The following is a 12,143-nucleotide window of genomic DNA, read 5'->3' as shown; positions in this document are numbered from 1 at the left end:
ACGACGCAACACGCCGATTGATCGTCGTTGAGTTCACTTTCGGCAGGCAGGCGCGTAGTAGGTGCACGACGACGAGCAAGAACGCACATGTGCCGAGGGTCGTACCCCTGACAGCGGACGACCCCCTCGTCGGGTTCGTCCTGGTCGACGACATTGTGCAGCTCTACCACGATGAACTCACTGAATTGCTCGGCACACTATCTCCGCCGACAATGCAGGAAATCAGCAAAGCGCTTCGCATCGCACTGCCTTGAGCGCATCCATGCAATCTCGCCACTCGTTTCTGAGCGAAAGCGCTGAGCGTACGTCTGCCGCGTCGCGACCGTCACGCTGGTGTTGCGTTCGAACGTGAGCGCGGCGCTGGCGTGACGTTCGGCGCAGCTCGGAATGGATGCGCCGCCGGCCTAACTCCCCAAACACCCCGGGCCGAGTAGTTCCTTGAGGTCCCCCATTAGCGCCGGCGACGGCGTCACCCGCAGCGCCTGATCGAGCTCGAGCGTGGTGATCCGGTCACCGCTGATCAGCCGCAGATGAACCTGCGCGGTGCCGGGGTGGCGGGCCAGCACCTGCTTGAGGGCGGTGACCTTGTCGATGGTGCACTGCCGGGTCGGCAGGCTGACCGCCAGCGGCCGGTTGGGCTGAGCGTTGGTGAAGTCGGGCACCACCAGTTCGTTGGCGATCAAGCTGATGCGGTCGTCGCGAATGGCCACTTTGCCGCTGACCAGCACCACCGCGTCGTCGGCGATGTCGGCGCCGAAGGTGGAGTAGGTGTGCGGGAAGAACATCACCTCGATACCGCCAGTCAGGTCTTCCAATTGCGCTGACGCCCATGGCATCCCGTTCTTGTTGACCCGACGGTTCACCGACGCCAGGATGCCGCCGACGCGCACTTGCGCATCGTTGGGTACATCGCCGTCGAGGATCGCCGGGATCTGCGTATCGACCTGCCCCGCCAGCAGGTGCGCCACTCCGTTGAGCGGATGACCGGACACATACAGGCCCAGCATCTCCCGCTCCAACGCGAGCTTGTGCTTGTCCTCCCACTCGTCCTCGGGCACCCGGATGGTGAACACCGATTCGACGCCCGAGTCGCTGCCACCGAACAGGTCGAACTGCCCCATCGCCTCGGCCTTCTTGGTGCCCAGCACGCTGTCGACGGCATCGGTGTGCACCAGGAACAGACCCTTGCGAGCGTGCCCCAGGGAGTCGAACGCCCCGGCCTTGACCAACGACTCGGTGACTTTCTTGTTGCACGCCGAGATGTCGATCTTGTTCAGATAATCCGAGAAGTCGGTGAACTTGCCTTTCTCGTTGCGGGTGCCGATCAGCGAGGCCACCACATTGGCCCCGACATTGCGCACCGCACCGAGACCGAAGCGGATGTCGTTGCCCACCGACGCGAAGTTCTGCACCGACTCGTTGACGTCGGGCGGCAGCACGGTGATCCCCAGCCGGCGGCAGTCCGCAAGATAGACCGCCGCCTTGTCCTTGTCGTCGCCGACCGAGGTGAGCAGGCCGGCCATGTACTCACCCGGATAGTTGGCCTTGAGGTAGGCCGTCCAGTAGGAGACCAACCCGTACCCGGCTGCGTGGGACTTGTTGAACGCATACCCGGCGAACGGAAGAATGGTGTCCCACAAGGCTTTCACCGCTTTTTCGGAGAAGCCGTTGGCGTTCATGCCCTCGTAGAAACCCTTGTATTCGGCCTCGAGCACCTCGAGCTTCTTCTTGCCCATCGCTTTGCGCAGCACGTCGGCCTTGCCCATGCTGTAGGAGGCGACCTTCTGCGCGATGAACATGATCTGTTCCTGGTAGACGATCAGACCGTAAGTCTCGGAGAGGATTTCGCGCAGCGGCTCTTCGAGTTCGGGATGGATCGGCTTGATCGGCTGCCGCTTGTTCTTGCGGTCGGCGTAGTCGTTGTGGGCGTTCATGCCCATCGGTCCGGGGCGGTACAGCGCCAATACGGCGACGATGTCGTTGAATTCGGTGGGCTGCATGCGGCGCAGCAGATCGCGCATCGGCCCGCCGTCGAGCTGGAACACTCCCAGCGTGTCGCCGCGACCGAGCAGTTCGTAGGTGGCCTGGTCGTCCAAAGGCAGCGACTCCAGGTCGAGATCGATGCCCCGGTTGGCTTTGATGTTCTCCAGCGCGTCGCCGATGATCGTCAGGTTCCGCAGGCCCAGGAAGTCCATCTTCAGCAGGCCGATGGCTTCACACGAGGGGTAGTCCCAGCCGGTGATGATGGCGCCGTCCTGCGGTCGTTTCCACAGCGGGATGGCCTCGGTCAGCGGCTCGCTGCTCATGATCACCGCGCAGGCGTGCACACCCGCGTTGCGGATCAGGCCTTCCAGGCCGCGCGCGGTCTGGTAGATGGTCCGCACGTCCGGATCGGACTCGATCAGGCCGCGGACCTCGGCGGCTTCCTTGAACCGCTCGTGGGCCGGGTCGGTGATCCCCGACAGCGGAATGTCCTTGGCCATGATGGGCGGCGGCAGCGCTTTGGTGATTCGGTCGGCGATCGCGAACCCGGGCTGCCCGTAGTGAATGCGCGCCGAATCCTTCAGTGCGGCTTTGGTTTTGATGGTGCCGAAGGTGATGACCTGGGCGACGCGGTCGTGGCCCCACTTCTCGGCGGCGTAGCGCACCATCTCGCCGCGACGACGGTCGTCGAAGTCGATGTCGATGTCGGGTGCCGACGGGCGCTCCGGATTCAGGAAGCGCTCGAACAGCAGACCGTGCGGGATGGGGTCGATGTTGGTGATCCCCATCGCGTAGGCGACCAGGGAGCCCGCCGCCGATCCACGTCCCGGCCCGACCCGGATGTCGACCGATTTCGCGTAGTTGATCAGGTCGGCCACGATCAGGAAGTACGCCGGGAAGCCTTTGTCGCAGATGACCTTGATCTCGTATTCGGCGCGGTCGAGGTACTCCTGGCCGACGCCGGCCGGGAAACGCCTGTCGAGCCCGGCCATCACCTCGTGACGCAGCCACGAAGCCTGGTCGTATCCGTCGGGCACGGGGAAGATCGGCATCCGGTCGCGTGGTGTCCACACGTCGGCGTAGGACTGGACCCGTTCGGCGATCAGCAGGGTGGAGTCGCAGGCCCCGGGGACCTCGTCGTCCCAGAGCCGGCGCATCTCGGCGGCGGACTTGAGGTAGTAGCCGTCGCCGTCGAACTTGAACCGGTTCGGGTCCGACAGCGTCTTGCCGGTCTGCACGCACAGCAACGCCTCGTGGTTGTGGGCGGCTTCGCGGGTGACGTAGTGACAGTCGTTGGTGGCCAGCGGCCGGATGTTGAGTTTGCGGCCGATCTCGAGCAGTCCCTGCCGGACGCGCTGTTCGATCGAGATGCCGTGGTCCATCAACTCCAGGAAAAAGTTGTCGGCGCCGAAGATCTCCTGCCACTTGGCGGCGGATTCCAGGGCTTCGCGCTCATGGCCGAGGCGCAGCCGGGTCTGCACTTCACCGGACGGGCAGCCGGTGGTGGCGATGATGCCTTCGGCGTGCTCGGCGATGAGCTCGGCGTCCATCCGCGACCACTTGCCGAGTTGGCCCTCGAACGAGGCCAGCGACGACAGCCGGAACAGGTTGCGCAGGCCGGTCGCGTTCTCGGCCATCAACGTCATGTGCGTGTAGGAGCCGCTGCCCGAGACGTCGTCGCCCTTCTGGCTGGGATCACCCCAGGTGATGCGTCGGGTGTCGAATCGGGACGCGGGAGCGATATAAGCCTCGACCCCGATGATCGGCTTGACGCCGGCCTTGGTCGCCGAGTTGTAGAACTCGCTGGCGCCGAACATGTTTCCGTGGTCGGTCATCCCGACCGCGGGCATCCCCAGCCGCGTCACCTCGTCCAGCATCGGCGTGATCTTCGCGGCACCGTCGAGCATCGAATACTCGGTGTGGTTGTGCAGGTGCACGAAGGAGGACTCATTCATAGGGACGCCAGTCTATGACCGCCCACCGACACGTTCTCGGCGTGTCGCAGAACGTGTCTTGAGCGATTTTCAGCCGTAGAGCTCGAGGAAATTATCCAGCGACTTTTTCACGTCACCTTTGGCCGCGCGGGCCGCGACGGACCCGATCGGACCGAACAGGGCGGGTCCGCCCAGGTCGACGGACAATCCGAGGGTGGAGGCATCCCCATGTGCCTTGACGGTCAGGGTCACCTTGTACTTTGCCCCGCCTTTGCCCTCCCCCGACATCGCGACCGAGTGTGGCGGGTCCCACTTGGTGATCGTCCAGGTCACCCGGTTGCGCAACTTCTTGGAGCGCGCGACACCCACGATCTGGGTGCCCTCGGTGATCTCGCTGACGTCGGGCACGTCGCTGCGCCAGCCTTCGTGCAGCACCAGCCAGTCGCCCAGCGTCGAAAGGTCCGAGACGTGTTCCCACATCTCCTGCGGGGTCATCGGCGCGTCCAGGGTCAGGTCAACAGAAGCCATGGCGGTGAGCGTAACGCCGGTGGTGCGCGCCGGATACGCTCGGCGACGAAGCGGAGGGTCGGGTAGTGGTCGAGAATCGGGCGGGTTCGCAGTTCGGACCGTATCGGTTGGTCCGGCTGCTGGGCGCCGGCGGCTTCGGCGAGGTCTACGAAGCCGAAGACACCGCCATGCACCGGGTGGTGGCGCTCAAACTGCTGAGCAGCACGTTTTCGCTGAACCCGGTGTTTCGTGAGCGACTGTTCCGGGAGGCGCGGACCGCTGGGCGGCTGCGTGAACCGCATGTGCTGCCGATCCACGGCTGCGGTGAGATCGACGGACAGGTCTACATCGACATGCGGTTGGTGCGCGGGGTGGACCTGGAGACGGTGCTGCGCCGGGACGGCCCGCTGGTGCCGGCGCGCGCTGTGAACCTGGTGAGTCAGATCGCCGGCGCTCTGGACGCCGCGCACGCCGAGACGGTGCTGCACCGCGACGTCAAACCCGCCAACATCCTGTTGTCCGGGGACGACTTCGCGAGCCTGGTCGACTTCGGTCTGGCCAGCGCCGCCGGCGAAGCCCGGCTCACCCGGACCGGCAAGGCCGTCGGCACCTTCGATTACGTTGCCCCGGAACGCCTTTCGCAGCACCCGGTGATCGACCACCGCAGCGACGTGTACGCGCTGGCCTGCGTGCTCTACGAACTGCTGACCGGTGAGACGCCCTATGCGCAACACCAGGACCTCAGCGCGCTGATCAACGCTCACCTGACCGTGCCGATTCCGCGGCCCAGCCAAGCCCGGGCCGGCATCCCCGCCGCGCTGGACGAGGTCGTCGCGAAGGGCATGGCCAAAAACCCCGACGATCGGTACCCCAGCGCGGGCGAACTCGCCGGGGCCGCCCAGCGCGCCCTCGGCCCCGCCGCCACCACCCGTGAGTGGGCGATCACGCCGCCGCCCCCACCACCGGCGCCCCGACCGCTCCCGCCGCCGGCCTGGGCCCACCCCCCGGGCCGAAAACCGATCCGCCGCAAGGTGATTGCCGTCACCGCGGCAACTGTGGTGGCCGCGGTGGCAGTGGCCGCGATGGTGGCAATCGCGCGCCGGCCCGCGCCGTCACAGTCCACGAGCACCAGCACGTCGCGCCCCTCGTCGAGCGTCCCGACCGTGTTGAAATATCCCGACCTGGTCAAGGCGCGCGGCGTGGCCGTCGACGGCGCCGGCAACGTCTACGCCACCGAGCTGACCAACCGCTCCCCCAACGGCCGGGTGCTGAAGCTGGCCGCCGGCCAAAGTTCCCCCACCGAATTGCCGTTCGGGGAGCTCTTCGCCGAGGGGGTGGCGGTGGATTCGGCGGGCAACGTCTACGTCGCCGACTCCCACGCGCCGGGAGTGTGGAAATTGGCGCCGGGCGCGCGCGGGCCCACTCCGATGCCGTTCGGGCACCTCGGACGGCCACTGGGTGTGACGGCGGGCAGGGACGGCAGTCTCTACGTCACCGACGGGGCGCTGCGACAGGTGCTCAAGCTGGCGCCCGGCGCCTCGAGCCCGACCGTGCTGATGCCCACCACCCCGTTGAACACGCCCGTCGGGATCGCGGTGGACGACGACGGCAACCTCTACATCGCCGACAGCGACGACCGGCATGTGTTGAAGCTGCCCGCCGGTGCCGACACCCCCACCGAACTACCGTTCGCCGGACTGCAGCAGCCCTACGGTGTGGCGGTGGACAAGAAGGGCAACGTCTATGTCTCCGACATCGAAGGTCGCGGCATCTTCAAGCTGGCCGCCGGCGCGACCAGCGCCACCCAGGTGACCTTCCCCGGGTTGAACTACCCGTTCGGGGTGGCGACCGACAAGGACGGTGACCTGTTCGTCGTCGACTGTCACCGCGGCGACGACTGTGCCACCGGTAAAGTCCTGGAACTGGGTGCCGCGCAATGACTTCTGCCCCGCGAGTGGGTTCCCGGTTCGGGCCGTATGTACTGCGCCGGCTGCTGGGCAGCGGTGGGTTCGGGGAGGTCTACGAAGCCGAAGACACCGTCATGCACCGGGTGGTCGCACTGAAACTGTTGTCCAGCAGCTACTCTCACAATCCGGCGTTTCGGGAACGGCTCTTCCGCGAGGCCCGCACCGCCGGGCGGTTGCACGACCCGCACGTGGTGCCGATCCACGGCTGCGGTGAGATCGACGGGCAGCTCTACATCGACATGCGGCTCATCGAGGGCACCGACTTGCAGAGCACGCTGGAACGCGGCGGGGCGCTGGGCGCGGCGCGCGCGGTGCATGTGGTGCGGCAGATCGGCGCCGCGCTGGACGCCGCGCACGCCGAAACGGTGATCCACCGCGACGTCAAACCCGCCAACATCCTGCTCGGCCGTGACGACTTCGCCTGCCTGGTCGACTTCGGGCTGGCGAACGCCGCCACCGACACCAAGCTCACCAGCGAGGGCACCACGGTCGGCTCGTTCGCCTACCTGGCCCCGGAACGTCTCGCCTCCGGGCAGGTCACCGCGGGCGCCGACATCTACGCGCTGGCATGCGTGCTGTACGAATGCCTGACCGGGGTGACACCGTATGAGAATCGAACGGAGATACCGGCTTTGGTGGCTGCACACCTGGCGTCGCCACCGCCGCAGCCCAGTCGGGAACATCCCGGCATACCGGTCGGTTTCGACGAGGTCATCGCCCGTGGCATGGCCAAGGACCCCGCGGCCCGCTACCGCAGCGCCGGCGAATTGGCAGCGGCAGCGCAGCGCGCGTTGAGCACCCCGGTGAATCAGTGGACGCCGCGACAGGTTACGAACACCCAGCCCTGGACGCATCCGAAACCGTTGCGGCGCAAGTCTAGTCGACGCGCGCTGTGGACAGCCGCCGCCGTCGCGGTGGTCGCCGTCGTCGTCGCGACCGTCGCGGTGCTGGCTTGGCCCGCCCCGAACCGGCACGCCGATCCCAGCGGCAGCGCCGCGCCGCAGACCGCCAGCACCGCCCCGGCGTCCACCAGCACGGCGCCGACCTTGAACGCCACCCGGTTGCCGGTCCTCGGAAACGGCCAGCTGAGCGGTGTGACGGTCGGGCCCGGCGGTGACGTCTACGTCGTCGACACCAGCAGCACCCGGATCTACAAACTGGCCCCCGACTCCACGGCGCCTGTCGAGCTGCCCTTCCGCGGACTCAGCCGGCCCAAACGCGTGAGCGTGGACACGGCCGGCGGCGTCTACGTCACCGACCTGCCCCGCGAAGGAGGCGGCAGAGTCTACAAATTGGCTCCCGGTTCCACCGACCAGGTCGAGTTGCCGTTCGGCCGACTCGTTCCCAACGGCATCGCGGTAGACCCTGCCGGCACGGTCTACGTCGCCGCCAACGACCGGGTGCTCCAGCTCGCACCCGGTGCGGCTGCTCCGACCGTATTGCCTTTCGGCAGTGGATTTTTCGAGGACGTGGCGGTGGACGGCGCCGGCAACGTCTACGCCCTGCAGGCGGGTCGGGTGCTCAAGTTGGCCCGCGGGGACACCGACCCGGCCCAGGTTCCGTTCGGACAGCTCGGCAGGGCGCAGGGTGTGGTGGTCGACGGTCAGGGCAACATCTACGTCGTCGACAACGCAGACAACATGGGGCGCTTGGTCAAACTCGCGGTGGGCGCGGCGACCCCGACGCTGTTGTTCGCACCGGAGAACCAGCCGTTCGGCGGTATAGCCGTCGACGCGGCCGGCGGCATCTACCTGACCGAGAACAACCGACTGCTCAAGGTCGGGCCGGGCTGATGGGCGATACCCCGAGCGGCGACCTGAAAACCATACTGGTGCAACATGGTCCGCTGGATCCGGCGCGTGCGGTCGACGTGGTGCGCCGGGTCGCGGCCGCGATCGACGCCGCCCACGCCAACCGGACCGGCCACCGCAACGTCACGACGACTGCCATTCTGCTGGCCGGTGACGGGTCGGTGTACCTGAGCGACACCGGCGGGGCCACGCCGTCAGCCGACCGGACCCGAGTGCTGGTCACCGACAGCGGGGCGGCCTATCGTGCCGACATCCACGCGCTGGCACAGGTGCTCTACGAATGCCTGACCGGGCACCCGCCGGATCCCGCCGGGCCGGTCCCACCCCCCAGCGTTCAGCGCCCCGGCGTCCCCGCCGGCCTCGACGCCGTCATCGCCCGCGGCCTGGCCGCCAATCCCGACGACCGGTACCGCAGCGCCACCGAGCTGGTGGCCGCGGCACAGGGCGCCCTGGCCGACAAGCCCGCGCGACCTTCCCAGGCAGCCACCCGCTCGTTCGAACTGCCGCAGCCGGTCGTGCCCAGTCCACAACCGCCGCAATGGGATCCGATCCACGGACGTTCGCCGACGGTGTCCTACCCGCCCTCGCGTCCTGTCCAGCTGGCGCCGCCGCGGCGACGACGGCGCATCGGTCCTCTGGTTGCCGCCGTCGTCATCGTCGCCGCCGTCGTGGCCGGCGCCATTGCAATCCCGCGGTTGGCCCACCGCGGCGATCGGGCCGCTCCCACCACGAGCACCGCCCCGCCGCGACGCACCTATACCGCGCAACCCACCGTGTTGCCGTTTCCCGGCCTCTATCCCACCAAGAGCGTCGCGGTGGACGGTGCCGGCAATGTCTATGTGCTGGCCTCCGTCGTCCCGGCCGCCGACGCCGGCCCATTCGAGTCAGCGCCGGCGAAGCTGTGGAAGCTGGCGTCGGGCGCCGGCGGCGCGACCTCCCTGGACGTCACCGGCGCCAACTTCCGTTCGGCGACAGACCTGGCGGTCGACACGGCCGGCAACATCTACTACAGCGACGACGCCCAGGTCTATCTGCTCGAGTCGGGCAAGACCAGCCCAATTCGGTTGCCGTTCCGGGGTTTTTCCTCGATAAAGGCCATCGCGGTCGACCAGGCCGGCAACACCTATGCGGCCGGGGCCCTGATGAGTGACGGCACAGATCTGAAGTACGGGGCGAAGAAGCTGGCTCCGGGCGAGAACCGGCCGACCGACCTGTCCTTCCAGAACCTGTTTCTGCCGCGCGGGATGGCCGTCGACAAGGACGGCAACGTCTATGTGTCTTCCGCCATCAAGGGCGCCGGCCGCGGTCAGGTCCTCAAACTTGCCGTCGGAGCAACCAGCCCCGTCGCGTTGACCATCCCCGGACTCATCGAGCCGAATCACATCGCGATCAGCAGCGCGGGAGACATCTTCGTCGGCGACGGATTCGGCAAGGGCTTCTTCCAGTTGCCCCCGGCGGGCAGAGCTGTCGAGGTGCCGCTGGGCGGCCACACCAGCGGCGTCGCGGTGGATTCCGAGGGCACCGTCTACGTCCTCACCTCGGCGCGGTCAGATCGATCCGACAAGATCGTCAAACCAGGCCAAGTGCTCAAGATCGCGCCCGACCGTTAGCAACTCGGTACGCCAGGTTCGCGCGGTTTTTCAGGGGCCGGTTGCGGTACCGTCCGAGCCATGAGCTTGCCATCGGCGCGTGAATTCTTGACGTCCGCGGGGTTCGGCGGCGCCGCGGCCCTGACCGTCGCCATCATCCTCGCGGTCATCGCGTATTTCGCCGCGCGCCGGGCCGCCCGACGGGAAGAGGCGCAGACCGAACAGCGTGAGCGCCACCACCAGGAACTGCGCGAAGACGAGCAGCGCAGCGCGGCGCTCGCCCGCTGCTGGCAGCGGCTGGTGTGGGTGGTGGAAACCGCGGGGATCGAACCGGCCGCCAGCGAGAACGCCACGTTGGGCCTCGGCCCGGAATTGGCGCTGGAACTGCTGCGCGGGTTGTTGCGCGACGCCGAGCACCTCGGCGACGACACGTTGGCCCGGTCGGTGACGGTGTATATGAACCAGTTCTCGCTGGTGCTGGCACAGCAGGCCGGTCCGCTGTCCCAGTTCACCGCCCGGCAGGGATCACGACGGGACGCCCCGGCGCCGCGGGAGGCCCCGGCGACGCGTGAGGCCCCGGCGCCGCGTGAGGCCCCGACGCCGCGTGAGGTGGCCGCCGATCCCGCCGAGGACGGCGCCGCCGAACCCGCCGGCAAAGGAAGGCGCCGTCACGCGTGAGCACTACCCGGCAACACATCGAGGACCTCGACCCCGCGGCGTGGGCGGCGTTGACCAAACGCGCCGCGGCGGATGCGGTGTCGGCCGCCGAACGGCAGGGCCAGCAGCCGCCCACCGAGTTGGTCGCGCTCGCGGCGATGAGCGAGCGCGAGTTGATCGACCACCGCCAACGCTCCGGCCCGGCACGCAAGCGACTCTCGCCGGTGATGCGGTTGGTCGAGGCCGACCACATGCGGGTTGCGGCCGAGGGCCAAGCGCGGGAGGCCCAGCAGGGCCGCAAGGACGCCGAAGCGGCCGTGTCGATGGCGCGGGCGCAGGCCGAACAGTCGGCCCGGGTGGCCACCGCCGCGCGCGAACGGGTTCGTCAGGTGCAGGCGCAAGCCGCTCAGCGGGAGGAAGAGTGGGCGGCCGAGCGGGCAGCCGCCCAGCAAGCTGCCGAGCAGCGGGAGACGGAACACGCCGCCGAGCGGACGGCCGCCCAGCGAGCTGCCGAGCAGCGCGAGGCGGAACGCGCCGCCGAGCGCGCGGCCGCCCAACGAGCCCTGGAACAGGTGCAGGCCGAACTCGCCCAGGTCCGCGCCGACACCGCCGCCGAACTCGCCACCGCCGCCGAACAGATCAGCGCCGCCGAAAGCCGGGCCGAACAACGGCTGGCCGAGCGCACCGAGGACCGGGCGACTGGTCGTCAAGCCTTCGAACAGGTACGCGCCGAGCTCGACCGGGTCCGCGCGGACACCGCGGCCGAGATCGCCGCGGCCACAACGAAAGTCACCGCAGCTGAGGCTCGCGCCGAGCAGCGGGTCGCCGAACGTGCAGCCGCACGCGAGAGCGCCCAGCGCGCCCTGGAAGAAGTGCGCCTCGAACTCGAACAGATCCGCGCCGACGCCGCAGCCGAAGTCGCGTCAGCCCGCGGACAGGCCAAAGGCGCGATCACGGCCGCGCAGCGGGCCGCCGAGACCGAAGTGGCCCGGATCAAGGCCGAAATGGAGCAGCTACGGTCGGCCGCCGCGGCGGAATTGACCAAGACCCGCGGGCAGGCCGGCGAACAGGTCACGTCCGTGCGCGAGGCGGCTGCGGCCGAAGTGGCGCGGGTCCGCGCCGAAGCCGACGAAGCCAAAGCCGCCGTCACCCAGGCACGAACCGAGATCGCGGAATTACGCGCGAGCTCGGCGGCCGAACTGGCCGCCGTTCGCGAGCAAGCCGGCGCACAGATCGAGGCCGCACGCGAAGCTGCGCAGGCCGAAGTCGAGGCCGCCCGGGCGAATTTCGCAGCCGACCCCGCGGAAGCGTCGCCGCACCTATTGACGATCCCTGTTCCGCCGCTGGGCATCTCCGCCCACACCGGGAGCATCGAGCAAGCGGTTTCCACGGTGCGCCAGATCGATCACCTGTTGGACGCCGGGGGCGGTGACGTCGAGGCGGTGCGCGGCCTGGTACAGACCGCGCGGGCAGAGGCGCAAGACCTGGCCGAGCAGTTGCACAATCTGCCCGCGCGGTATCAGGCGCCGTGGCAGGTCGAGGCCGCCGAAGGTTACGCGGCCGCCGCCGCCAATGCTTATGGCGCTCTGCTGCAACGGATCTCGACCCTGACCGACCAACTGCGCGGTTCCGACGCCGATGCGGTCCCGCTGGTCACCAGTTGGCTGGACGACCACCCGTGGCGACGGGCGTAGC

Annotated in this window: 7 protein-coding genes; 5 read left to right on the top strand and 2 right to left on the bottom strand. The window is 68.3% G+C overall.

The window, feature by feature from the left end:
• Positions 1–404: 404 nt before the first annotated feature.
• Positions 405–3,938 (bottom strand): DNA polymerase III subunit alpha, encoded by a 3,534-nt coding sequence (gene dnaE, locus AC5Y46_RS01815; protein ID WP_499989881.1) that lies wholly within the window; start codon positions 3,936–3,938, stop codon positions 405–407.
• Between the two features lie 69 nt (positions 3,939–4,007).
• Positions 4,008–4,445, bottom strand: a complete 438-nt coding sequence (locus tag AC5Y46_RS01810; protein WP_499989880.1) for a type II toxin-antitoxin system Rv0910 family toxin — start codon at positions 4,443–4,445, stop codon at positions 4,008–4,010.
• A gap of 65 nt (positions 4,446–4,510) precedes the next feature.
• Between AC5Y46_RS01810 and AC5Y46_RS01805 the strand changes: the two genes are divergently transcribed.
• From AC5Y46_RS01805 to AC5Y46_RS01785, 5 genes are read left to right on the top strand one after another with little or no spacing between them, the layout of a single operon-like run.
• The gene (locus AC5Y46_RS01805; protein WP_499989879.1) at positions 4,511–6,364 is read left to right on the top strand and encodes a serine/threonine-protein kinase PknD; all 1,854 of its coding nucleotides are present in this window, start codon (positions 4,511–4,513) and stop codon (positions 6,362–6,364) included.
• Positions 6,361–8,184, top strand: coding sequence for a serine/threonine-protein kinase (locus tag AC5Y46_RS01800; RefSeq protein WP_499989878.1), 1,824 nt, complete (start codon positions 6,361–6,363; stop codon positions 8,182–8,184). The genes AC5Y46_RS01805 and AC5Y46_RS01800 overlap by 4 nt, the downstream gene beginning before the upstream one ends.
• Positions 8,184–9,812 (top strand): hypothetical protein, encoded by a 1,629-nt coding sequence (locus AC5Y46_RS01795; RefSeq protein WP_499989877.1) that lies wholly within the window; start codon positions 8,184–8,186, stop codon positions 9,810–9,812. Before AC5Y46_RS01800 ends, AC5Y46_RS01795 begins: the two co-directional genes overlap by 1 nt.
• Positions 9,813–9,872: 60 nt before the next feature.
• On the top strand, positions 9,873–10,469 hold the full coding sequence (locus AC5Y46_RS01790; protein ID WP_499989876.1) for a hypothetical protein: 597 nt from the start codon (positions 9,873–9,875) through the stop codon (positions 10,467–10,469).
• On the top strand, positions 10,466–12,142 hold the full coding sequence (locus AC5Y46_RS01785) for a coiled-coil domain-containing protein (protein WP_499989875.1): 1,677 nt from the start codon (positions 10,466–10,468) through the stop codon (positions 12,140–12,142). The genes AC5Y46_RS01790 and AC5Y46_RS01785 overlap by 4 nt, the downstream gene beginning before the upstream one ends.
• Position 12,143 lies beyond the last annotated feature (1 nt).

The organism is Mycobacterium sp. NGS59 (assembly GCF_059812345.1).
The sequence above is the reverse complement of the archived record's forward strand: the minus strand, read 5'-3'. Positions and strand labels throughout refer to the sequence as shown.